Genomic DNA, 23,710 nt, shown 5'->3' on the forward strand with positions numbered 1-23,710 from the left:
AGACAGCTCAGGTGCGGGGCAGCACCTCACGCGCTGTGAGGTCGATGGTCTCTGCTAGGCGGTCGGTGGCGAGCGGGAACAGCGCAACCGAGTCGGCGCCGCCGTCCCACAGCGCGCGGATCTTGGCGGCGCATTCGGCTGGCGTGCCCGCCACGGTCAGGTCGGCAACCCACTGATCGGGCATGCCGTCCCTGACCGCCGCGTACCCGCCTTGGTCGATGAGCACCTGCAGCTCGTCGGAGATGCCGTACACGTCGGTGAGGGCGTTCGGCCCGTGCTGGCGGTAGAACGCGAGCGATGCCCGGGCTGAGTCCCGCGCCGCTTGGCCGTCTTCATCCACTGCATAGAGGGCGAACACCGTGATCGGATGGGGGTCGGTGCGACCAGCCAGCTTGCGGCCCTCGTCGATGCGTTCCGCAGCCCATTCGACGTAGCGCAGGCTGGAGCACACCGACAGCACCGTGCCGTCGGCGATCTCGCCGCTGAGGCGCAGCATGTTCGGGCCGGACACCCCGAGCCGCACCGGCATCAGCGGGCCGGTTTCGGGGTAGGTGAGCTTGACGTTGTTGAACTCGAATACCTCGCCCCGGCGATCCACGGTTTCTCCGGCCAGCAGCGCCTTGACCGCGGTGACGCATTCCCGCACCGCGGTCAGCGGCGAACGCGGATGCAGGCCCATCTGCCGCACCCAGGCCGGCACCCCGAGTCCCACGCCTGCCACCAGCCGCTGCGGCGACGAACGACTGAGCGTGGCGAGCTCCATCGCCAGCACGGAAGGATGCCGTGCGACCGCCGACACCACGCCGAGGCCAACCGTGATGTCGCTGGTTGCGCCCAGCACCACCGAGGCTCCCGAGATGCCGCCGGTGAAGAAGTAGTCCTCGGCGAGCCAGATCTCGTCGAAGCCGCTGGATTCGGCCTGCGTTGCAGCAGCGGCAATGGACTCGGGAGCGATGGCGCTGCCCAGGATGAGGCTGATCTTGCCGTGGCCATTCACGTGCTCATCCCCCTCTGGGTCGAACCATTGGCGGGGTCCAGCGCCAGATCGCCGACAGCCTTCACTCGAACGCGGATGGCGTTGGAGGGCAGGTACGTCAGCGGAATCTCATCCACATCGGTGATCTCCACCGTCGAGGAGTCGGCGCCCGCTTCGACGGCACGCTGGGCGGTGACGCTCCGGGCCTCTGCCATGGCCTCGTCGCGTGTCATCGCCGCCATCGAGTACACCCGGTCGGTTTCTGCGCCGACTTGAGCGATAGCGGCGCCGATGGCGCTGGCCACCGAGAAATGATCCGGCCGGATGGTCTCCGAGGCGCCCGCAAGCCCGTCGCGCACCAGCACTCCCCCGCCGCCGACCACCACGACCGGCACCGGATCGGCCGAGGTCTTCATCTGCTCGACGGCAGTCGCGAGCATGTCCTGCATGCGATCGACCGCGTCGCCGACCAGCGTCCCATCAAGATCGTCGACGGTGTTCGCGTCGCCGATCTCGGCCATTCCGGCGGCGGTGGCCACGTCGGTGGCGGTCAGCTGGGCGCCGCCGAAGACGAGTGCCCGTTCAGTGAGCTCGTAGCCGACGCTGTCCGGCCCGACCGTCACCCCGGCCGCGGCGCCGTTGGCGGAGCGCACCAGGCTCCCGCCGCCCAGCCCGAGCGACAGCACGTCGGGCATGCGGAAATTGGTCCGCACGCCCGCTACCGACACTGCAGTAGACGCCTCACGCGGGAAACCATGCACCAGCACGCCGATGTCCGACGTGCTGCCGCCCACGTCGATGACGACGCCGTCGCGGATGCCGCTCAGGAAGGCGGCCCCCCGCATCGAGTTGGTCGGGCCCGAGGCGAACGTGGCCACGGGATAACGGCGGGCGAAGTCAGCGCTCATGAGCGTGCCGTCGTTCTGGCTGACGTGCAGCGGGCAGTCCAAGCCGAGCTGCACCAGTGCCTCGACAAGCCCAGCGACCGTCCGCTCGGCCAACGGGCGCAGGCAGGCGTTCACAATGGCGGCGTTCTCGCGTTCGAGCAGCCCGAGCCTGCCGATCTCGCTGGAGAGGCTGATGTCGAGCTCTGGCACCTCGTCGAGCAGCACCTCTTGCGCCTCGTGTTCGTAGCTGTCATCCACCGGCGAGAACACCGACGCCACCGCCACCGATCGCACGCCCTTCGAGGCGATGTCGCGGGCCGCTGCCCTCAGCTCGCCATGATCGATGGGGGTGATCAACCGCCCATCGAACTCGTGACCGCCGTGACACAGATATACGTGATCGCCCAGCACACCTCGCAACCGGTCCGGCCAGTCGATGAAGGGCGGGATGCCCTTGGTGGCAGGTAGCCCGAGGCGCACGACCGCCGTCGGCACAAGCCGGCGGCCTTCCACCAGGGCATTCGTGAAGTGGGTGGTGCCGATCATGACGGCACCGATCTCAGCGGTCGGCAGGTCGTCGCCGGCCAGCAGCGAGCGCACTGCGGTCACGATGCCAGCGGTGACATCGGCCGTCGTCACGGCCTTGGCCCAGCCCGCCACCTCGTTGCCGGACATGGCCACTGCGTCGGTATTGGTGCCGCCGACATCGACACCGATGCGAAGGGTGCCTGCCGCCGACGGCGGCGCCACGTTCACTGTGTGCGCTCCAAGGCGTCGAGCACGTCTTCAGGCCTGATCGGCAGCGAGTCGATGGGTGCGCCGATGGCGTCGGCTACCGCATTGGCGATTGCGGCTGCCACCGGCACTACGGGAGGCTCAGCTGCACCCTTGGCGCCGAATGGGCCGGCTGGGTCAGCGTGCTCCATCACAATGGCCTCCACCCTGGGCACATCCGCCGCAAGCGGGAGCCCGTGCTGCTTGAAGGTGCGCTGAACGTAGCGGCCGTGGTCCAGATCGACCCGTTCGCTCAGGGCGAATCCCAAGCCCTGGGCGACGCCGCCTTGGATCTGCCCGATGACGGCGTTGGGATGAATCGCTCGGCCGACCTCCTGGCACACGATGTACCGATCCACCGTGACGTGGCCGGTGACAGGATCGACGCTCACCTCTGCCTGATGCAGGTGATAGGTGGGTGTGGGCCAGCCCTTGATGAGCATGCCCGTTGCGCACAGGGGATCATGCGGCGGTGTGGGCGTGACATAGGAGGCGCCTGCAGCGATCGGCCCCTCGGTCCAGGTGGCCGCTTGCGCAACCTGGCCGAGCGTGACGCTCGCAGTCGGCACGCCCGCCACCGACACCACGCCGTCGGAAATCACGAGATCCTCCGCGGCGGCCTCCAGCATCTGCGAGGCCCGGTCGAGCACGTGACTGCGCACCTCTGCTGAGGCGTCGGCGATGGCCCGGCCGACCACGTGGGTGGTCCGGCTGCCCTGCGACCCGGCGTCGTATCCGGTGGCGTCGGTATCGGGCATGGTCACCGTGACGTGCTCGGTCGCTAGGCCCAACGCCTCGGCCGCAATCTGCCGCAGCCCGGTTGCAACGGCGCCTGAGCCGTTCTCGGTTGCCGACGTGATCACGGTGGCGGTGCCGTCCTCATTCAGCTTCACGGTCGCATGGCCCGGCATCGGATTGGTCAACCAGATGGCGGCAGCCTGCCCGACGCCCCGCAGCTCGCCTGCACCAGCGTCCTGCCACCCAGACAAGTCATCAACTCGATCGAAGGCCTCTCGCAGGATCGACACCTGATCGAGGGGCTGGCCGTTGCGCATCAGGTCGCCGTCCTGCGCCAGCGATGCCAGCCGGAATTCGCGCCGATCGCGGCCGAGCGCGTCCGCGATCGCATCCATGTGGCGCTCGTTGGCGAACACCAACCACGGTCCGTTGACGCCCCGGTAAGCACCCGTCGGGGCGGTGTTCGTGTACACGTTGCGGGTCCGGATCCGCGCGGTTCCCACTTGATAGATCGACCCGAAGACGAACATGGGAATCGACGACAGCGCTGGGCCGTTGTTGGCATAGGCGCCGCTGTCGGACACGATCTCGACATCGGTGGCCAGAATCGTGCCGTCATGTCGCACAGCAGTGCGCACCGCGGTGATCGCATTGGCCCGGCACGGCGCCGCCAGCCGTTCTTCGAGCGAGGTGTGCTGCATCCGCACCGGGCGTCGATAGCGCTGTGCCAGCAGCGCCGCGAACGCCTCGAGGCTCACATCGAGCTTGGCCCCGAATCCGCCGCCGATGTGATGTCCCACCACACGCACGGCTGACGGTGCGACACCCAGGATCTGCGCGACCCGATCGCGCACGCGGAATGGGTACTGGTGGGAGACCTCAATGGTGAACCGGCCCGAGGAGTAGGTGGCCAGCGCCATCTTGGGCTCCAGGTGCGCCTGGTACTGCCGGGGCGTGCGGTAGGTGCCTTCCACCACCAAATCCGCCGTTGCGAACGCCTCGTCGAGGTCGCCCGGATCGTGCACGACTTCGGCGACCACGTTGCCATTGCGCCCGATGTCGGCCCCGCCCGCGACCGCGAAGCGGTTCCAGCCGGGGTGCACCAGGCGCGCACCCGGTGCCAGTGCCTGTTCCGGCGTGGACACGGGCTCGACCGGCTCGATGTCCATGGCGACCGATCGGGCTCCGGCTTCGGCCGCAGCTCGGCTTTCTGCGACCACGATCGCGACCGGTTCGCCCTCATAGGCGACGTAATCGGCGGCCAGCATGGGCGTGTCCGACACAATCACACCGGTTCGCCAGTCCGGCACGTCGGCAGCAGTCACCACCTCCAGCACCCCGTCGACCCTGAGCGCGGGAACTGGGTCTATCGCCCGGATCTTGCCGGCGGCTGCGGGTGAACGCGCAAGCGACGCCCACAGCATCCCGGTCCGGGACAGATCAGCGCCGAAGATCGCTTGGCCGCGCAGCTTTGCATCTGCATCGCTGCGATCTGGGCTGGCACCCAGTGCGCTCACGACGCCACCGCACGGGCGGCATCCAGTGCCGCGTCGACGATCTGCTGGTACCCGGTGCAGCGGCAGATGTTGCCTGCCAATGCCTGCCTGATCTCCGCCTCGGCCGGCTCGGGCACTTCCTCGAGCAGTGCCGTGAGCACCATCAGCACCCCAGGCGTGCAGTAGCCGCATTGGACCGCTGCGTGGCCCACGAATGCCTGCTGCAGCGTCGTCAGATCGCCCGCCCCGGCCAATCCCTCGACCGTTCGCACGACCCGACCGTTCGTCGAGCCGGCGGCCAGGATGCAAGACGCAACCGGCCCGCCGTCCACCAGCACGGTGCAGGCGCCGCACTCGCCTTCGCCGCAGGCCTCCTTGGGGCCCGTCAGTCCCAACCGGTGCCGCAGTGTTCCCAGCAATGTCTCGCCGGCATGCACGTCCATCTGGTGTGCTCGATCGTTCACGACGAGCCGGATCGATACGTTCTGTTCTCCCAAGGGCGCAGGCATCAGGCGCCCGCCCCGGAGATCTCTGCACAGCAGCGCCGGGTGAGCCGGTCGAACAGACCGGGCAGCACGCGCCGGCGGTACCGCATCTCGACCGAAGCCACAGGTCCCACCGCATCGGCCAACGCCGCCCCTGCTTCGGCGAACGCGCCGGGTTCGTCGCTGAGCTGGGCGCCCAACAATGCCGACTCGGCCGAAGGGACCCGATGTGCAGATCGGTCACCGCCGCACATCGCGATGCGGACACCGTCGATCACACCGCTCGGCGCCACGTCGAGCCGGAGCGCCAGGCCGACGACGGCCAGATCCATGGCGCTGCGCCGTGCCACCTTCAGGTATCCCTCGGCACTGCGCTCGCCGAGCGGCTCCAGCTCGACCGCACGCAGCAACTCGGTGGGTCGCAGCGCCGTGGTGCCCGGACCTTCGAGGAACTCGTCCAACCCGACGCGGCGCCGGCCGGATTTGGACACCAGCGTCAGCTGCGCGTCGGCGACAAGCAGGGCTGGCAGCGTGTCGGCAGTCGTAGCGGCTGAGCAGATGTTGCCGCCCAAGGTCGCGACGGTCTGGGTCTGCCACGCGCCCACCGCAGCAGCCGCCTGGGACAGTGCCGGGTGTCGCAGCGCGATCAGCGACGCAGTTGCGAGCCGTCGCATCGTGACCAGCGCGCCGATGCTCGTCACCCCGCCGACCTCGGAGATGCCTTGCATCCCCTCGATCCCCCCGATGTCGATCAGTGCCGCAGGGGCCTGCTCGCCGCGCAGGCATTGGGGCATGACGTCAGTTCCGCCAGCCAGGACGCGACCCTCAGTGCCCCATCGAGAGAGCTCGTCGACTGCCTCGGCGACGCTGCGGACCCTGCAGTACTGCACCACCGCCAGCCTGCCTGCTAGCAGCCCAGCGCGTAGGCAACGGATTGGCAGACGGCGTTCATCGTCCCTCCGTCCAATTCACCGATACATTCGTCGAGAGTTGAGCGCCGCACAGTGTGCAGACCATCACAATTGACTGCCGACTCGAGCGGCAAACCCACGTCGGGTTTGTCGATCAGAACCTCGGAGTGCAGCCCGCGAATGGCTGTGGTCACTTCTGCCACCGTCACCAATTGGCGGACATCTATGACTTCGGGCCGGGTCAGGACCAGCACTGGACGTCGCTTGCCGCCCGCGTGAGCCCACCAGATCTCGCCGCGGTTCACTCGTTGCCCCACGCTTCCGCATCGTCCCAGAAGTCGTCGGGGGTCTCAGGGGCTCGCAGGTATGCGGCACGATCCGCTTCGCCCATCGCTCGCCGCACTGCGTCAGCCACGCCGTCTCGCGCCGCAGCGGAGATATTCACGCTCAGACGGTGCGCCTGCGCCGCCAGTTCTTTGTCGAGCGTGAACGTCGTTCTCGTTGTTGACATCACTTAGTTATATCACTATTTGCTAGCACCATCATGCAGTAGCCGAAGCTCTCCATCGTGCCGGGCGTCGCTCACATAGCCCAGGGCGCGCTGAGGGCGGCGTGCTGGTCGAGCAGTGCCGGAATCTGGGAAAGCGGGCGGCGGCCGAATCCGCATTCGGTGGCGAGGCCGAACCGGGACACGTGCCGTGAGGCAGTGGCGATCCGGCGGCGAGTTCCCGCTTGCCCGCCCGTGACATGCACCAAGCCGAGGTACAGCTCGGTCTCGTCGGGCATCTCCACCGCTCCCAGCGCTTCGAAGTACGCGTCATCATCACGCTGCTTCGGCACCGGCAGGTGAATCCAGTCGATACGGCGATGCACCTGCTCCAGCAACGTCTGGGCTGCCCACGCCAGGTGACCGGTGTCGCTGGGTTCGACGAAGTGCTGGTGGCCGGCATCGCCGTAACACAGGTGGTAGCCCATCTCGACCCCACCAGGCACGAGATTGCCGAGATACGCGAGGTGCGCTGCGATGCCCTCGCGAGCGTCGACGCCGTCGATGCTGGTGTCCAGGTAGGTCCACAGGCCTTCAAGGATCCCGAACTCGATGCAGACCTCCCATTGGATGGCCAGGCGGTCGTTCGGGATGCCTTCGAGAATGCGCGCGAGCTGAGCTTCCATCGCTGCGGTCCACGCATCGAGCACGACCGGGCGAGACTGCGGCGCCACGTAGATGGTGACCACGCTGAGCGGAGACGGCAGTCCCACCATGAACCGCACGTGCTCCGGCAACCTGCCGGAGCGCTGGGCCGCAGCGAATCTCTGCCACGAGGCGAGCGCCGCATCGGCATATCCCAGATCGACCAGCTCGAGCGGCCCCGCACCGCCGACTATCTCGTGCTGAGGAACCTCGCGCCCCAGGTAGGCCGAGTTCACCGACCTGGTCTCAAGCTGCGGGCATTGGGACAGCTTGGGGAACTGCCAGGCGATCCAGGTGTCGCGCTCGCCGATCTCGCCGTCGGGCACGCGGCGCAAGTGGCCTGCCAGATGGTCCCCCACCAGCACGAAAAGCTCGTCCGGCTCGTTCACGGGAGCGCTTCCGACCAAGTGAGCGCCCTGTACGTGGGCCATCGCCCGCCTCCCTACTGTCTGATGCGTTCGCGGGCCGCAGCGGGCCGTTCGGCCTCTTGGGAAGCCGCGACGCCGGCCTCGCGGTCAAGCGGGAAAAGCGCCATGCCGTCGGGCCCGGGCGGCGCCATCTCCGGCGGGAACATCGCGAATCCCGACTCGTCCCGCGGCTTGCGCTCGAGATTGAGCCCACGCGTGTTGGCGCCCTTCGGCGGCTCCACCGGCACGTCGTCGAGCACCTCGATGTCGACCCACCATTTCTTGGCAGGGTTGATCTCTCCCCGGCCGAGCTTGTCGTCGAGCCGGGCGATCCACGAACGGGCGAACGGCAGCTTCATCGCCGCCCACTGGAACGGCCGCTCGGCCAGCACGCCCTCGATGTTGTAGGGGCACGTCTTCATGCAGCGCCCACAGGCCGAGCCGCGCATGTTGGTGATGCGGTAGCGGGCGCAGCGGTCCACGTCGGGCTTCCACATCTCGTAGCCGTTGAACATCACCTTGTCGCCGAACCGGATGGCACCGACCGGGCACTCGCGGGCGCACTTGGTGCACTTGGTGCAGAAATCCTGCAAGCCGAAATCGATCGGGCGATCCGGTGTCAGCGGCATATCGGTGGTGATTGCGCCGGATTTGAATCGCGGTCCCACGAACGGGTTCAGCACCAGCTCGCCGATGCGCGACAGTTCGCCGATGCCTGCGGACAGCAGCAGCGGGATGTGGTTGATCTCGTCGTCGGCGGCGGTGTGGGCCTGCGCGGCGTACCCGAGCCGGCGGATCTGCGCAGCGATCGCGTTGGCGATGATCGACGCCCGCAGGTAGGCCCGCATCGATTGCGCTCCGCTGATCCAGTCGTCGCCCGAGGCACCTTCCATGGTCTCGAAGCCCTGGTCGAGCACGAACACGATGGCGTAGCGGTGCAGATTCTCGATCGGCGATCCGTCGGGACGGTGCGAATACCAGGCGTATTCGGGCGCTTCGCACACGCCGGTCATGTCGGCACCGATGAAGTGGCCCAGTGCCTTGACGGCATCGGCGTTCGCGTCGGCATCACCGGCCCCCACAGCGACCTCAGGGGCAGCGTCTCCTCGCTGCAGCGGCACCAAGCGCCGCAGCATCTCCTGCGAGGCGATGCCGTGCGGTGCCTTGCGGATGAACCGGGCCACCTCGGTGCGCGGCCGGGGACCGAGGTCGCCGGCGCCTGCGCGGATGAAGAAGTTGTGGCGGGCCGCGGGTCGCTTGACCTCGTCAGCGATGATGAGCGTGGTCGGCTCGTCGACCCGCTTGACCTTCTCCATCGGGAAGCGGCCGAGATGCCACGGGCGATGACGCCCGTCCAGGCGGTTCCACCCTGGCCGGGTGCCGCCCCAGCCCAGCCAGTGCTTGGCGGCGATGCGCAGGTGCTGCAGCGGAGTGCGCGGTGCGAGCGGGCCGTCTGGTGTCATCTCCAAGTTCGTCGTCACCACCGATACGGCACACCCCCGCTTCAGGAACGGGTGGCCCAGTCCGCGGCGCCCGGCCTCGAGCACACCGGCTTCGACAGCAACCCGGTAGCGGTCGAGATCGGAGGCTGCGGCGGTGTGGGCAGTGGCGTCATAGCCGAGCATGCCGAGATATCTCGTGAGAACGGTGGCGATCTCGGTGGCGCGCAGGTCGGCGTTGTCCTGCTCGGACCCGCAGATCCAGTCGTATCCCGGTTCGCCCGGCCTGATGCGCCGCCCGATCCCCACGACGATGGCGATGGCGCTGCGGTGCCCCTCGATCACCTCGTCGCTCCAGCACTCCGGTGACGGCTCGCAGATGCCTGCGAGGTCGGCATCGAGGAAGAAGCAGTACCCGCGCATGTTGTCCACTGCGGCTTGGGTGCTGGGCATCGGCGCCGGCGCGGCCAGCACATCGGCCGTGCGGCATGCCGTGAAGACCTCCACGATGTCGCCGTAGGTGTGCGAGACGCTCCATTCGCCCGGCGCCGTGCCCGCTTCGGGCGGTTTCGGCAGCACGTTCCCGCTGTCGACGCTCCCCGGGGCGCGCCGCGGCAACAGTTCGGTGGGCAGTGGACCAGACGCCGCCAGGCGTCGGCGATGCGAGAACAGGCGCATTCAGTCGGCGGCCACGGGGGGCGTGGTCTCGCTCATGCGATCCCACACCACCTGGTCAGGCAAGCTCATCACCATGTCGTAGTGGTCCTCGGGCATCAGCCGCGGCATGCCGGTGTCCCCCGATGGCTGAGGCACTGGCTCGGCAGGACGGGCGAATTCAGCCGGTTGCTTCAGCGCCTCGAGTTCGGCGGCAGAGATGCCGCACAGATCTTGGACCTCGGGATCCACCCACTGCTCTACCGGGATGGCCGAACCGCACGCCACCTCCAAGGCCAGCCCCTCGGGGCCGGCGAAGTAGATGGACTGGATGAAGCCGTGGTCGATGGGACCGAACACCTGCACGCCCCGGTCGCGGATGCGGTCCCGCAGCGCCATCAGATCCTCGAACGTGTCCACGTTGAAGGCCACGTGCTGCATGGTGCCGGCGGTCACCGGCTCCCCCGGGCCACCAGCGTGGGTGACTCCCAGCTCGATGTCCTTGGCGTTGTCCGGATGCTGCACGAATGCGACGTAGCTGTCGGGCGCGAGTTCCACGAAGCCGTGGTAAGTGCCGTCCACGCCGTGCATCCAGTACAGGGCCTTCAGCGGCAGTCCGAGGACATCGCACCAGAACTCCAGCTGGCCCTTCATGTCGCGGGTGGACAGGGCCAAGTGGTTCACGCCATTGGGATGCAGTGCAGTCATTCGAGCCCCCCTGCTGCAGTCCTGTTGTGACTATATGTCTCGGGGGTTCGCGGCAGCCAGCCCGGGTGCGCTCAGGATGCCTCGGTCGCGAGCGCCGCCTTGCTGGCCTCGTACCCCTCCAGCATCTCGATGAACCGGTTCGGGTTGTAGATGTCCTCCTCGTAGCTCCACAGGCCATCGCCCGCGTACTTGAGCAGCGAGAAGTTGTACTCCCGATGGTCCGAGCCGTCGCCAGGGTCGCCCATGCGATTCCAGATCTTGCACACCACCCAGCCTCGTTCCTCGTCGATGATGTGCCACTCGATGGGGAACTCGATCATCTCCGATCCCGGCCACTCGCTCATCTGGGACTGGATCCACTCGTAGATGGTCTCCCGCCCGATCATCGTGCCGAAGAAGTGCTCGACGTAGGTGGCGTCTTCGGTGAAACAGTCAGCCCAGTCGCGCCAGTCGCCGGTCTGTCCCGCCTTCTTGCTCGCCGCTTGGTAGGCGGCGAGCGCTTCTTCGATCTCGTCTCGGCTCCATTGGCTCATAGCTGGTCATCCTCGGTTCTTGTCTGGGGCGGCCGCAGCGTAAATGACGGCGCGTTCAGGACGCCGCCAATGGGGCCATCACATGCTCGGCGAAGAGATCGAACGAGCGGTCGACCTCGTAGGCGGACAGGTCGCCCCACGCGAAGACGCCCACGAAGTAGTCCGTACCGGCTTCGGTGGCGAACTGCTCGCAGTGCTCGCGCACTGTCTGCGGCGAACCGACCACGACGGCCTGGAAGTGCTTGGCCTTGTCGTAGTCGCCTCCGAGCGTCGGGTCATTCGGCGGCGTCATCTCGTAGCGCCTGAACAACCGTGTCAGATGCTCGGAGAACGCAGCCCATGTGCGGCGCCCGATCTCGTCGGCCTCGGCGTCGGTGGGCGCAACCACCAGTCGCCGCAGGCCGCCGATCATCGGCGAGTGGTGCCGGCCGATGCCGTCCGCACCGAGGAGCTCGCGGTAGCGGGCGGTGCTCGCAGCCACGGCAGCGAGCGGCCCCGCAGCCATGGTGCGCACGCCCATCTCGGCGGCAGTCTCCAGCTGACCGGGCCGCCACAGCGGCGGATAGGGCTTCTGGTAGGGCTCGAATTCGATCGGCACGTCGCGAAACTCGTAGAACTGCCCGTCGAAGCTGAAGTTCCCGCTGGTCTGCATAGCCGCCAGGATCAGTTCCAGCGACTCGTCGGTCTGCGCGATGGCGTCGTCGGGATCGAGGCCCCACAGCAGGTGCTCGGGCACGCTGATGCCCTTGCCGAAGCCGAACTCCAGCCGGCCCTCGGAGAGCTGATCCAGCATGCACAGCTCCTCGGCCAGCCGGATCGGGTGATAGAAGGGCAGCAGGTGCACCAGCGAGCAGATGCGGATGCGGCTGGTGCGCTCGATGGCGGCCGCGAGGAACACGTTGATGCTGGGCGCGGCGTCGAGCGGGATCAGGTGGTGTTCGGACTTGTGCCAGCCCCACACGCCGGCCTCCTCGGCCCGAACCAGCAGGTCCAGCCGGTGCCGGTAGAGCTCATGCCACGGCACGTCGCCCGGCTGTTCGAGCTGGTCGAAGATGCCGAACCGCATGAGGGGCGAGCGTAGTTGTGGGACTGGGCGCGCAGCCGGGACGCCAGTTGGCCGCGCTCGGGCGGCTGTTCAGATGATGGCGCTCTCGACGAACGGCGTCCGATCGACGATGCGCTGGTAGCCGAGCGGGGTGAGGTCCAGCGTGCGGTACTCGCCGTAGGCGATCCATTCCGACACCGCCCGGCCGATGGCCGGCGACTGCTGCATGCCGTGGCCGGAGAACCCGTTGGCAAAGACGAAGTTCTCGACCTCGTGATGCGGCCCCACCACCACGTTGTGGTCGAGCGTGTTGTAGGCGTAGTGGCCGGCCCACTGGCGGGTGACCTTGAGGCGCTCGAAGGCAGGCACGCGATGGGCCAGCACCGGCCACACCTTGGCTTCGAAGATGTCGTGGTCCATGGCGAAGTCGTCGTAGTGGACGGCGGGGTCGACATCGGGGGTGCAGCCGCACATGTAGGCGTCACCGTCGGTGCGCATGTGGACACCGGATGGGTCGATGGTGAGCGGCAAGGCACGGTCGAGCGGCTCGGCGGCGTCGAAGACGAACGTGTAGCGCTTGCGCGGCTCTACGGGCAGGCTGGCGCCTGCCATCCGGGCCACTTCGACCGCACGCGGCCCCGCTGCGTTCACCAGCGTTCCGCACCGGACGGAGTCGCCTGACGCCAACACCGCAGCGCTGACGCGACCCGCTTCCATGACGAGGTCTACGACCTCACCGGTGATGTACTCCACACCGTTCTGGCGAGCCTTGCGACGCCACCAGTCGAACATGGTGCCCGAGTCGAAGTAGCCCTCGTCGGTCAGGTTGTGGCTGCCGCAGATGATGTCGTCGACGTTGTAGAAGGGGTAGTCGGCCTTGATCTCGGCCGGGCTCATGATGCGAGTGCCGGCGCCGAGCCCCGACTGGACGGCCTGGTTTCGGCGCAGCGTGTCCGCGAAGTCCTCATCGGCGGCGAGGTACATGTAGCCGAAGTGATGGGTGAAGATGTCGGGGATCTCGGGATCGCCGCCGAGGCGCTCCCGGAAGTTCCGCACGAAGTCTGCGCTGAAGCGGGAGATCTGCACGTTCAGCGGGTTCGAGAACTGTTGGCGCATACAACTGTTCGTATGTGTGGTCGAGGCTTGCGAGTACGTCGGATCCCGCTCCACCACCAGTACCGAGCCGTCGAAGCCATTGCAGGCAGACAGCGCCCAGGCGATCGACGACCCCATGACCGCCCCGCCCGCGATCACCACGTCGTAACTGTCCTGTCGTGGCGCATTGGGCGCAGCGGTCATTGGTTACGGTCCTGTCGTGTGCTGGGACGGTTCGGCGCCGTCAGATCATGGCAGCCCCGCTCGCCTGAGCAGCAACGGCGAGGCTGTCGCCAGCGCATCCGGAACAGGGAGGCGGCATGAGACTGCAGGGCAAGGTGGCACTGATCACGGGCACGGGCAGCGGGATCGGGCGGGCCACGGCGCTGCGTTTCGCAGCGGAAGGCGCACAGATCGTCGCCGTCGACATCGCAGACTCGAATGACGACACGGTGGCCGAGCTGCAGCGCGCCGGCAGCGAGGCCATCGCGGTGCATGCCGATGTGTCGGTTGAATCGGATGTGGCGGCGGCGTTCAACCGGGCGGAAGACGTGTTCGGCGGGCTGGACGTGGCGTTCAACAACGCCGGCATCATGCTCGACGACGACACCGATGCCATCGCTACTGGCGAGGAGACGATCGACCGCACCTTCGGCGTCAACATCAAGGGTGTGCTGTACGGCTGCCGGCACGCCGTCGAGGCGATGCGCCGCCGGGGCGGCGGCTCGATCATCAACACGGCTTCGTTCGTCGCATCTGTGGGTGCGGCCACGCCGCAGATCGCCTACACCGCGTCCAAGGGCGCCGTGCTGGCACTAACCCGCGAGCTGGCAGTCGTCCATGCGAGGGAGAACATCCGCGTCAACGCCCTCTCTCCCGGGCCGTTGCGCACCGAAATGCTGATGTCCTTCCTCGACACGCCCGAGAAGAAGCAGCGAAGGCTCGTCCACGTGCCGATGGGCCGCTTCGGCGAAGCCGACGAGATGGCCTCCGCTGCGCTGTTCTTGGCATCGGACGACTCGTCCTATATGACGGGCGCCAACCTCCAGGTCGACGGCGGCCTCACCGCCGCCTACGTCACGCCCGAGTAGCGGCTCCGCCTGCCGGCACGGCCATCGGCGTGCGCAGCAAGCAGAACTAGTGTCCGGGCGCAGGAGCTGCGGTGGCGCGCTGCCGCCGGCCGCTTGAGAGCTTGGGGGCGGGATGCTCGGTCCGTATCGGGTGCTGGATCTCACCGATGAACGCTGCTGGTTCGCCGGCAATCTGCTCGCGCAGCTCGGCGCCGATGTCGTGCTCGCCGAGCCGTCAGGCGGATGGCCGCGTGGCTACGCGCACCAGGCGTACAACCGGGGCAAGCGCTCGGTGACGGTCGCGAGCGCCGCTGACGTCACAGCGCTGGCGGCAACGGCCGACATCGTGCTGCACAACGACGGCACGCCCTTCGAGGTCGACCTGGCCGCCATGCGGGAGTCGAACGACCAGCTCATCACTGCGCACATCACCCCGTGGGGCGAGACCGGACCCAAGGCCGACTGGGAGGCGACCGACCTGGTGCTGTTCGCATCCAGCGGCCAGCTCGCGGTCACTGGCGACAGCGACCGGCCACCGGTGCGCATCAGCATCCCGCAGGCCTGGCTGCACGGCTGCGCGCAGGCCGCGGTGGCGGCACTGGTCGCCCTCGAGCATCGAGCGCGTGTCGGCCACGGCCAGCACATCGACCTGTCGACACAGCAGGCAGTGTGCGAGACGGCACTCTCCGCGATCCTCTACGCCCCCGCGGGTCTCGCAGAGGTGCAGCGCGAGGCCGGCGGCGTGCGCTTCGGCGATCTCATGCTGCGCACGATCTATCCCTGCAAGGACGGCTACATCATTGTCACCGTTGCCTTCGGGCCGATGATCGGGCCGATGGTGCGGCGATTCCTGACCTGGATGCATGCCGAGGGCTTCTGTGACGACGACACCCTGAACAAGGACTGGGTGAACTTCGCCCTGCAACTGCAGACCGGTGAGGAGAGCATCGACGTCATCGAGGGGCTGATGGACGACATCGCCCGCTTCTGCCTCTCCAAGACGAAAGCCGAGATGATCGAGCGCGGCCTGCAGGACTCGTTGCTGATCTGCCCGGTCAACACGCTGCAGGACGTTCTGGACAGTCCCCAGCTCGCGGACCGCGACTTCTGGGACGACGTCGACGGCACCCGGATGCCGGGCAGGCTCGTGCTGGCCGGCGCCACCCCGTTGCACGCCCTCGACCCCGCACCCGACGCTGGACAGCACACCGCCGAGGTCATCGCCGCAGGGGACGTTCGGCTGGCCTCGGCGCCCGAACCGCTGCCCGCTGATGCGCGCACGGACAAGCCGCTCGCTGGCCTGAAGGTGGCGGACCTGTCGTGGGTTGCGGCCGCACCGCTGGCGACGAAGATCCTGGCGCACTGGGGCGCAACCGTCGTGCGAGTCGAGACGCAGAACCGGCCGTGCCTGCTGAGGGGCGCACTCGGGCATCGCGACGACGTTCCCGATCAGGAGAACGCCATCGCCTGGCATTCCACCAATGCCAACAAGATGACGATCTCGCTGAATCTTGCCAAGCCCGAGGCTCGCGACGTGGTCCGTGACCTCGCTGTGTGGGCCGACGTCGTCGTCGAGTCGTTCACGCCCGGCACCATGGCCGCCTGGGGCCTCGGCTACGACGCTCTGCAGGAGGTCAACCCCGAACTGGTCATGGTCTCGAGCTGCGTGATGGGCCAGACCGGGCCGTTCCGGCAGTTCGCCGGCTTCGGCAACATGGCGGCTTCGATCGCCGGCTTCTTCGACATCACTGGCTGGGCAGATCGCGGGCCCGCCGGGCCGTACCTGGCCTACACCGACTACTGCTCCCCTAGGTTCACGGTGTGCGCGCTGCTGGCGGCGCTCGATCACCGGCGCCGGACGGGAGAAGGCCAGCACCTGGACTTCTCGCAAATGGAGGCTGCGGTGCATCTGCTGGCACCGGCGATCGCCGAGCTGCAGGACACCGGCGAGATGCGCTCTCGGCGGGGCAACGCCGACGACGAGATGGTGCCCCACGGCGCGTATCCCGCGCAGGGCGACGACGAGTGGATCGCCATTGCCATCTCGGATGACGAGCAATGGCGCTCGCTGGCAATCGAGATGCGGCGGGACGACTTGGCCGATCTCGACACCGCGACCCGTCAGGAGCGCCGGACCGAACTTGACGAGATCGTCACCGAGTTCACCTCCCGCCAGAACGGCCCAGGGCTCATGTACCGCCTGCAAGCGCACGGCATTCCTGCCCACCACGTGCAGAACTCGGGGGCGTGCTTTAACGATCCGCAGCTCGCACACCGGCAGCACTTCCAGTGGATGCCGCACGGCTTCGCTCGCAGCACCGTCGTCGACGGCGTGCCCTACACGCTGTCGGCAGCGCACAACGGCTTCGAGTGGGCAGGGCCGATGTACGGCGAGCACACGATGGAAGTCCTCGAAGACTTGCTCGGCTACGACGCCGAACGCATCGCCGAGCTGGCCGTCGCCGAGGCCCTCGAGTGAGCGAGTCCCGCGGACAACCAGAGTTGGAGCTGGCTGTCGGCGACATCACCTCCGAGCAGGTCGACGCCATCGTGAACGCCGCCAACGAGACGCTGCTGGGCGGCGGCGGGGTGGACGGCGCCATCCACCGGGCCGCCGGGCCTGAGCTGCTGGCGCACTGCCGCACACTCGGCGGCTGCCCGACCGGCCAGGCCAAGATCACGCCCGGCTTCAGGCTGGCGACGCGTTGGGTGATCCACACCGTGGGACCCGTGTGGCGCGGCGGCCATCAGGGAGAACCCGAGCTGCTGGCTTCGTGCTACCGCGAATCGCTGGCCCGGGCCGATGAGGTCGGTGCCCGCACAGTCGCCTTTCCGGCGATCTCGACTGGCGTCTACGGCTATCCGGCGGCACCCGCTGCCAAGATCGCCGTCGCAACAGTCCAGGCTGCGGCGACTGATGTCGAACTCGTCCGCTTCGTCTGTTTCAACGACGACGCCCGCGCTGCATACGAGGCAGCACTCGCTGCTTGAGAACGAATGACGCTGCGCCCGGCTGTCGCACTCGTGCTGACGTTCGCGCTCAGCTTCGTGCTCTTAGGTTCACTGCAGAGGCCTGTTGGCGCGCACACCGGGCTGGAGTCGTCGCAGCCTGCCGAGGGCGAGACCATCAACGAGCCGGTGTCGGCCGTCTCGCTCACGTTCAACCGACCGGTTGAGCCGGCTGGAAGCGGTCTCGGCGTATTCGATGAGCACGGCGTCGAGCAACGGCCAAGCTCGCTGGGTTCCGCGGACGGCCAGACCTGGGTCCTGAGATTCGAGACGCCGCTGTCGGGCGGGGACTATGAAGTCCGGTGGCGAGTCGCGACCGAGGACGGCCACATCGTCGAGGGCACGTTCAGGTTCACGGCCGATGCTCCCCATGCTGGATCCGCGGCTGAACCGTCCGCAGACTCGGCCGCAGCTTCAGTCGCGGATTCCACTGATCAGATCGCCGCATCTGCCGATGTCGACGAGGAATCGCCGGACGCGACAAGCGGAACCGGCACCGCCCGGACGGGATCGACGACGGCTGCGACCGATCTGGACTCCGTCCGCGAGACATCATCCATGAGCACGATGGTGCCCTCGGGCTCGGAGACCCTGGACACCACGACCTCCGAGACATCGGACACTGCTGCTGAGAGCAGGCCGCTGCTTCGCAGCGCAGGAGCGGCAGGTGCCGGGCGATTCGCCGAAGCTGCACGAGTCCTGGGTCTGCTGGCGACATTGGCCATTGTCGGCGGGCTCGCGTTTGCGTCGTTCATCGTCCGGGGCGAACTATCGGAACGAGCCCGAGTGCACCGTGTGCTGCCCATCAGCGGAACCGTGCTCGTCGTCGCCGCGGTGGCAGCAGGGCTGACCCAAGCAGTGGTTCTCGAAGACGACTGGGCCGCCATCGTGTCCCTGAGCGCGATCGCCGACGCTCTCTCCGCGCCCTTTGGCATCGCAGTGGGCCTGCGCGTGCTCGGCGGACTCGCTGTGCTTGCCGCGCCTCCTCCCGAAGCACTGGGAGCAGGCCGGGCTCGATTGCCGGCCGTCAGTCTCATCAGCGGAGCACTGGTGATCGTCTCGTACTCGTTCGACGGTCACACCGTCACCGAGGGCCCACGATGGCTGCACGCTGCTGCCAACGCGACGCACGTGTACGCAGCCGCCGTGTGGAGCGGGGGCCTGGCATTGCTTGCCGATCTGCTCCGACGCCGTCGCGGCGGCGCCGATGTCGTCCGGCCGTTGATGCGTTTCTCACAGCTGGCATCTGTGTCGCTCGTGATGGCGGCGGTCGGCGGCACGATCATGGCGGTGCTGGTGCTGGATCGATTCGCCGACCTATGGTCAACGGCGTGGGGGCGCCTGCTGATAGCGAAGATTGCACTTGTGGCAGCGGCGGTGTTCCTCGGGGCACGCAACCGATGGGTCCACCTGCCCGTGGCGGCACAAGTCGTCGGCCAGCCACCTTCCGGTGCTGCGTACGAACGACTGCGCCGAACCGTGGTCACTGAGGCCATCGCGCTCGGGTGCGTCGGCGTCGTCACGGCGTTTTTGGTCGGCGCCTCCGCTCTATGACGAAGACCCTCGCCTCGATTCGCATCGCTCTCGCCGCATTCGCGGTTGTTGCGATTGCCGTCGCCTGCGGTGCCGATGCGAGTGATGCCGGCGAGAGCGCAGTCGCCGAACCGCTTCCTACGACCGCAGCCGCTGCCGTAGCGGAGCCTGCAGGCCGCGTTGCCGCGTCAGTGCCCACGAGCGCAGGCACTGCGCCCGCAGTTCCCGACGGCACGGCGGTGTACCAGCAGTACTGCGCCGAGTGCCACGGGGTCGACCTGCGCGGCACCGACAAGGGTCCGTCGCAGCTCTCCATCATCTACGAGCCCAACCACCACGGCGACTACGCGTACCGCGTGGCGATCCGGGAAGGCACTCGAGAGCACCACTGGTGGTTCGGCGACATGCCGCCGGTCGAAGGCATCACCGATCTCGAGATCGAGAAGGTGATCAGCTTCATCCGGGCTGAGCAGCAGCGCCTCGGCTTCGAGCGGTGAATCGCCGTCACACGTGCCGAGGCGAACCCGACGATCTAATCTCCCTCCGCTGAGCGAACTAGGAATGCTTACGGTTCGCATCAATCGCAGGAGGGATCATCGTGACCAAGCGAATTCTGCTCACTGGAGCGTCGACGGGAATCGGGAATGCAACCCTGCAGCGACTCGTCGCTGATGGCCATAAGGTCGTGAACCTCGACGTCAAGGACGCCCCTGAGGGGGCCGCCGAACATCACCACTGCGACCTGTCCGATCCCGGCTCCATCGACGAGGTGGTTGCTGGGCTTGACGGCGCGTTCGACGGGCTCGGCAACATCGCCGGGGTGGCGGGCAGCATGGGCGCCGAGCTGGTGCTGCGCGTCAATGTGTACGGGCTGCGCCACATCACCGAGACGCTGCTGGCGGCCGGCAAGCTCAATGACGGGGCATCGATCGTGAACATCGCGTCGCTGGCAGGGATGGTGTGGAACCGCCACCTCGATCGCATCGCCGAGCTCGACGCCGCAGAGGATTTCGCCGCGGGCATCGAGGTCGCCCAGTCCTACGAGCGAAGCGGCCCGGCTGCATACACCCTGTCGAAGGAGTGGGTGGTGTCGTACACCAAGCACCTCGCCGGACGCCTGGTGAGCCGAGGCATCCGCGTCAACTCGGTCAGTCCGGGACCGGTTGATACCCCTCTGTTTCCTTTCTTCGAGCAGGACACCGGTGCCGAGCAGATGGCATGGCTGAACGAACAGGTCGGCAGGGTCGCCACGCCGGACGATCAGGCACAGGTGGTCGCCTGGTTGCTCGCCGGTGAGAGCGGTTGGGTGAACGGCATCGATCTGCCGGTGGACAATGGCCTGTCTGCCGGCATGACCGTCGGCTGGGCCAACCCCAAGGACTCGCCCGCGTCACGCTCGCGTCGCAACTGACCCCCGGCGCGCCGGTGTAGCTACCTCGCAGCGAGCTCAGACATCCGCGCCAACACATCAACGCCGATCTGGTCGTAGACGTGCAGCAAATCGATGAGCACCCAGTTCTCACGGATCTTGCGATCGACCGTGCTATCGGAGAGCACCTGGCTCTCGATACGCCAGAAGTCCAGGCTGCGCATCGTGATCTCTTGGCCAGACGCCGCGATGCCAAGCCATCCGTCATCCGTGACGGTCATCGCCATGCCTGGCCAGCCGGTGACGCCGACATACGCGCCGTCGCCGAAGAAGTGACCATCGCCGGCATAGCCGCCTCGACGGTCTGGCATCGCACGCAGAAATGGGATCTGGTGAAACCGGCGGAACCCGTCCACGCCGCGACCGGTGCCGATGCCGTGGGGGCCGTACCAGCTGAATCTGGGGTGCCACCAGTGCTCGAGACGCATCGCTTCGACGGGCTCACGGGGATGGCGCCCCATGTCGGAGAGCATGCCGATCACATGGTCAACGCTGGCCTGCGATATCGCTTCATCGCGTAGCCCAGAGGTGAGGCCGTCGCCCGTCGCCGGGGACGGCACCAGCCAGTCGCGCCCGAGACTCGGTGTCATCGGCCAGACACCGGCGCCCATCATGACTTCCGGCACGTCCCAAACCGCCTGCACCTCCACAACTCGCCGATCGGCGAACCGGAAGAACTCGTGGTATCGCATCGAGGACGGTCGGCCGGTAGCTGGAATGCCCAGCCAGGGCGCAGCGAAGGTGCCCATGTACGAACCGGCGCAGCCGACCCAGTGGTGACCGCTGGGGTCTGAGCCAGCCATACAGATGTAGTCGCGCCGCTCGAGGTCTGGCCAGGCCGCTGCCAACGGTGCGAGCGCCTTGTGGTACATGCCGTCCGGTCCGTCGAGATCTTCGAACGGGTGGGTCAGGTGCACCGCTGCGTCGGATGCCATCACCGTCCTCAGTGCCGCCTGCACACTCGCTGGGTCGTAGTCATACAGAGCCGTTCGGAGCGGCGAAAGCAACGCCTGGTTGCCGCGATGCGAATCCCCCGCCGAACTCATGCGTTGATGGCGAGGTGGCTCTGGCGGTCGAAGAAATGCAGGTTGCGCACGTCCACGTTGACTCGTATCCGGTCGCCCACCCGGGCACGGGTCTCCGCTGCGAAGCGAGCGGTGCAGCGTCCGGTGTCTCGCATCTCGTCGAGCGCGTCCGGATCGCCGCTCTCCACGCCCTGCGCGTTGAGGTTGAAGTGAACGAGCGTCTCCGCTCCCAGGGCTTCACGGACATCCACGACCGCATCAAGTCGCTGATCGTCGGGATGCTCGGCAGCCACCGCTGCGTCCTCGAGGTGCTCGGGCCGGAAGCCCAGCACGACCGGCTGATCGAGATACGCCTCCAAGGCCGGCCGCGCCGCGACGACCTCGGCCGGCACGGTCAGGCGCTGGTCGCCCAAGTCGATCTGGCAGTCGCCGCTGGGGTCATCGCTGCGGCGAAGCGTTGCCTCATACAGGTTCATCGAGGGCGAACCGATGAACGCCGCCACGAAGGCATTGGCCGGGTGCGCATAAAGATCCTCGGGCGAGTCCACCTGCTGCAGCAGTCCGTCCTTGATGACGGCCACCCGGTCACCCATCGTCATGGCTTCCACCTGGTCATGGGTCACATAGAACGTCGTGACACCGAACTCGCGCTGGATGCCGGCGATGTCGGCTCGCATCTGGACGCGCAGCTTGGCGTCGAGGTTCGACAGCGGCTCGTCCATCAAGAACAGCTCGGGTCGCCGCACGATGGCGCGCCCCATCGCAACCCTCTGGCGCTGACCGCCCGACAGCTGAGCCGGCTTGCGGTCGAGGTAGTCCGTCAGCTCGAGGACGCGTGCGGCCTGCCGCACTTGCTCATTTCGCTCGGCCTTGGACACCTTGCGCAGCTTCAGCGGAAAGCCGATGTTCTCTGCGACGGTCATCTGTGGGTACAGCGCGTAATTCTGGAAAACCATCGCGATGTCGCGGTCCTTCGGCGCAACATCGTTCAGCAGGCGATCGCCGACGAACAGATCGCCGCTGGTGATCTTCTCGAGTCCGGCGATCATGCGCAGCGCAGTGGATTTGCCGCATCCCGATGGCCCGACGAGCACCAGGAATTCGCCGTCGTCGAGCGTCAGGCTGAGGTCGGTGACCGCTTCGAATCCGTTCGAATAGACCTTGGTCAGCTCGCTCAATGTCACGGTTGCCATGTGCCAACCCCCGTCATCAGAACTCGTATCATCAAAACTCCTGGATTCCCAAGAGCTGGCGCATCCGTTCCAGGGGCCGCAGCCCTTGCTGGGAGAGCCAGTGCAGCAGGTCGATGAACACCCAGTTGTCGGCCAGCTTGTCGCCGTCGCGCCGGTACACGTCCACCACACGCATCTCGGCCGGCCCACTCGCCGGCAAACCTAGGTAGCCGCCTCGGGGGCGGTTGCTGACGTTCGCCCAGCCGAACCAGGCCGCGTAACGGCCCTCAGCTATGCGGGCGATATGGCCGTGGAACTCCTTGTCCCCCAGTCCGAAACGGAATGGGTAGGAGTGCTGCTGCTGGTAGCGCTCGATCGTGTACGACGATCCGATGCCATCGGGCCCGATCCACAGCATGTCGGGGTGCCAGCAGCGAGCAAGCACCTCAGCGGGCATGCGATCGGTGCCCTGCTCGCGCGCTATCCGGTTCGCTTCGTCGAGATCGCTTGCCATGCGCCATGCCAGTTCCAGGGTCCGGGCAGTCTCGGCGGGATCTTGCGCATCAAGCTGAACGCCGTCCGCAGTGCGGGGACCGAGATAGATGCCGGGCTGTCCAGTGGCTGGCGGCAACGGGTACTGGCCTGCTTGGCGCATGACAGCAATCAGGTCCAGGAACAGCGCTGACTCGGCAATCCGCTCGCCTTCCACCCGGCTGAACTCGACATAGCGAACTGGCGTCGCCCGGCGAGTCGGCGGGATGTCCAGCCACGGGGCGTCGAACAGTCCGAGGAAGTGCCCCATCGAGCACACCCAGGTCGACGCACCTCCGTCGGCGTCGTTGTCGCCGGCCAGAAAGACGTCCATGCGCCGTTGCAACGGTGCCATCGCTGCATGCAGGGGCGCCCAGAACACGTCGACAACCGCACCTGCGCCGTGCTGCTCGTAGAAGGGGTGCATGCCCCGCCACAAGAAGTCCTCGGTCACGCACGCCGCCAGCGCGCCGGTGAGGTCATCGCCAGCGTCGCCGGCCGGCAGGCGGGGGCTCGCCAGCACGCTGTCGAGATTGCGGTGATAGTCCAAGACCGTGGACTTCGCGCGCTGCAGGCGGCCAGAGACGTCGTCAGCCATCGC

General features: G+C 67.3%; 22 protein-coding genes. 6 read left to right on the forward strand and 16 right to left on the reverse strand.

Going from position 1 to position 23,710, the window contains the following annotated elements; translation table 11 throughout:
• Window positions 1-7 precede the first annotated feature (7 nt).
• The 13 genes from ACOGXE_RS00845 to ACOGXE_RS00905 form a co-directional block, all read right to left on the reverse strand.
• Window positions 8-997: an LLM class flavin-dependent oxidoreductase gene (locus tag ACOGXE_RS00845; protein WP_419932070.1), complete on the reverse strand. Its 990-nt coding sequence runs from the start codon at window positions 995-997 to the stop codon at window positions 8-10.
• Window positions 994-2,613: a hydantoinase/oxoprolinase N-terminal domain-containing protein gene (locus ACOGXE_RS00850; protein WP_419932071.1), complete on the reverse strand. Its 1,620-nt coding sequence runs from the start codon at window positions 2,611-2,613 to the stop codon at window positions 994-996. Before ACOGXE_RS00850 ends, ACOGXE_RS00845 begins: the two co-directional genes overlap by 4 nt.
• A 2-nt stretch (window positions 2,614-2,615) precedes the next feature.
• Window positions 2,616-4,892 carry a xanthine dehydrogenase family protein molybdopterin-binding subunit gene (locus ACOGXE_RS00855; RefSeq protein WP_419932072.1) on the reverse strand — a complete coding sequence of 759 codons (2,277 nt, stop codon included), beginning with the start codon at window positions 4,890-4,892 and terminating at the stop codon, window positions 2,616-2,618.
• Window positions 4,889-5,380, reverse strand: a complete 492-nt coding sequence (locus tag ACOGXE_RS00860) for a (2Fe-2S)-binding protein (protein WP_419932073.1) — start codon at window positions 5,378-5,380, stop codon at window positions 4,889-4,891. Before ACOGXE_RS00860 ends, ACOGXE_RS00855 begins: the two co-directional genes overlap by 4 nt.
• A complete protein-coding gene (locus tag ACOGXE_RS00865) occupies window positions 5,380-6,249 on the reverse strand; it encodes an FAD binding domain-containing protein (RefSeq protein ID WP_419932074.1) in 870 nt (289 codons plus the stop codon). The genes ACOGXE_RS00860 and ACOGXE_RS00865 overlap by 1 nt, the downstream gene beginning before the upstream one ends.
• Before the next feature lie 14 nt (window positions 6,250-6,263).
• Window positions 6,264-6,584, reverse strand: coding sequence for a type II toxin-antitoxin system PemK/MazF family toxin (locus ACOGXE_RS00870; RefSeq protein ID WP_419932075.1), 321 nt, complete (start codon window positions 6,582-6,584; stop codon window positions 6,264-6,266).
• Window positions 6,569-6,778 (reverse strand): type II toxin-antitoxin system CcdA family antitoxin, encoded by a 210-nt coding sequence (locus ACOGXE_RS00875; protein WP_419932076.1) that lies wholly within the window; start codon window positions 6,776-6,778, stop codon window positions 6,569-6,571. Before ACOGXE_RS00875 ends, ACOGXE_RS00870 begins: the two co-directional genes overlap by 16 nt.
• Before the next feature lie 71 nt (window positions 6,779-6,849).
• Entirely contained in the window at window positions 6,850-7,848 is a 999-nt protein-coding gene (locus tag ACOGXE_RS00880) for a hypothetical protein (RefSeq protein ID WP_419932077.1), read from the reverse strand.
• A gap of 53 nt (window positions 7,849-7,901) precedes the next feature.
• Entirely contained in the window at window positions 7,902-9,884 is a 1,983-nt protein-coding gene (locus ACOGXE_RS00885) for a 4Fe-4S dicluster domain-containing protein (protein ID WP_419932078.1), read from the reverse strand.
• Window positions 9,885-9,983: 99 nt separating this feature from the next.
• Entirely contained in the window at window positions 9,984-10,667 is a 684-nt protein-coding gene (locus ACOGXE_RS00890) for a VOC family protein (protein ID WP_419932079.1), read from the reverse strand.
• Window positions 10,668-10,738: 71 nt separating this feature from the next.
• Complete coding sequence (locus tag ACOGXE_RS00895; protein ID WP_419932080.1) at window positions 10,739-11,200, reverse strand: nuclear transport factor 2 family protein; 462 nt, start codon at window positions 11,198-11,200, stop codon at window positions 10,739-10,741.
• Between the two features lie 55 nt (window positions 11,201-11,255).
• Complete coding sequence (locus ACOGXE_RS00900) at window positions 11,256-12,266, reverse strand: LLM class flavin-dependent oxidoreductase (RefSeq protein WP_419932081.1); 1,011 nt, start codon at window positions 12,264-12,266, stop codon at window positions 11,256-11,258.
• A gap of 69 nt (window positions 12,267-12,335) precedes the next feature.
• Window positions 12,336-13,544, reverse strand: coding sequence for an NAD(P)/FAD-dependent oxidoreductase (locus ACOGXE_RS00905; protein WP_419932082.1), 1,209 nt, complete (start codon window positions 13,542-13,544; stop codon window positions 12,336-12,338).
• Window positions 13,545-13,660: 116 nt separating this feature from the next.
• Here ACOGXE_RS00905 and ACOGXE_RS00910 point away from each other — a divergent pair, with 116 nt between their 5' ends.
• The 6 genes from ACOGXE_RS00910 (at window position 13,661) to ACOGXE_RS00935 (ending at window position 20,363) form a co-directional block, all read left to right on the forward strand.
• The gene (locus ACOGXE_RS00910; RefSeq protein ID WP_419932083.1) at window positions 13,661-14,431 is read left to right on the forward strand and encodes a glucose 1-dehydrogenase; all 771 of its coding nucleotides are present in this window, start codon (window positions 13,661-13,663) and stop codon (window positions 14,429-14,431) included.
• 112 nt (window positions 14,432-14,543) lie between these two features.
• Entirely contained in the window at window positions 14,544-16,889 is a 2,346-nt protein-coding gene (locus tag ACOGXE_RS00915) for a CoA transferase (protein ID WP_419932084.1), read from the forward strand.
• Window positions 16,886-17,401 (forward strand): O-acetyl-ADP-ribose deacetylase, encoded by a 516-nt coding sequence (locus tag ACOGXE_RS00920; RefSeq protein ID WP_419932085.1) that lies wholly within the window; start codon window positions 16,886-16,888, stop codon window positions 17,399-17,401. Before ACOGXE_RS00915 ends, ACOGXE_RS00920 begins: the two co-directional genes overlap by 4 nt.
• A 6-nt stretch (window positions 17,402-17,407) precedes the next feature.
• Window positions 17,408-18,973 carry a copper resistance CopC/CopD family protein gene (locus ACOGXE_RS00925; RefSeq protein ID WP_419932086.1) on the forward strand — a complete coding sequence of 522 codons (1,566 nt, stop codon included), beginning with the start codon at window positions 17,408-17,410 and terminating at the stop codon, window positions 18,971-18,973.
• Window positions 18,970-19,449: a c-type cytochrome gene (locus ACOGXE_RS00930; RefSeq protein WP_419932087.1), complete on the forward strand. Its 480-nt coding sequence runs from the start codon at window positions 18,970-18,972 to the stop codon at window positions 19,447-19,449. The genes ACOGXE_RS00925 and ACOGXE_RS00930 overlap by 4 nt, the downstream gene beginning before the upstream one ends.
• Window positions 19,450-19,550: 101 nt before the next feature.
• The gene (locus ACOGXE_RS00935) at window positions 19,551-20,363 is read left to right on the forward strand and encodes an SDR family oxidoreductase (protein ID WP_419932088.1); all 813 of its coding nucleotides are present in this window, start codon (window positions 19,551-19,553) and stop codon (window positions 20,361-20,363) included.
• A gap of 20 nt (window positions 20,364-20,383) precedes the next feature.
• Here the strand turns inward: ACOGXE_RS00935 and ACOGXE_RS00940 are convergent, their stop codons facing one another.
• From ACOGXE_RS00940 to ACOGXE_RS00950, 3 genes are read right to left on the reverse strand one after another with little or no spacing between them, the layout of a single operon-like run.
• Entirely contained in the window at window positions 20,384-21,427 is a 1,044-nt protein-coding gene (locus ACOGXE_RS00940; RefSeq protein ID WP_419932089.1) for an ester cyclase, read from the reverse strand.
• Window positions 21,424-22,599 carry an ABC transporter ATP-binding protein gene (locus ACOGXE_RS00945; RefSeq protein WP_419932090.1) on the reverse strand — a complete coding sequence of 392 codons (1,176 nt, stop codon included), beginning with the start codon at window positions 22,597-22,599 and terminating at the stop codon, window positions 21,424-21,426. The genes ACOGXE_RS00940 and ACOGXE_RS00945 overlap by 4 nt, the downstream gene beginning before the upstream one ends.
• A gap of 31 nt (window positions 22,600-22,630) precedes the next feature.
• Complete coding sequence (locus ACOGXE_RS00950; protein WP_419932091.1) at window positions 22,631-23,707, reverse strand: nuclear transport factor 2 family protein; 1,077 nt, start codon at window positions 23,705-23,707, stop codon at window positions 22,631-22,633.
• Between the last annotated feature and the right edge of the window lie 3 nt (window positions 23,708-23,710).

The organism is Candidatus Poriferisodalis sp., assembly GCF_965208555.1.
Taxonomy (GTDB): Bacteria; Actinomycetota; Acidimicrobiia; order Acidimicrobiales; family Poriferisodalaceae; genus Poriferisodalis.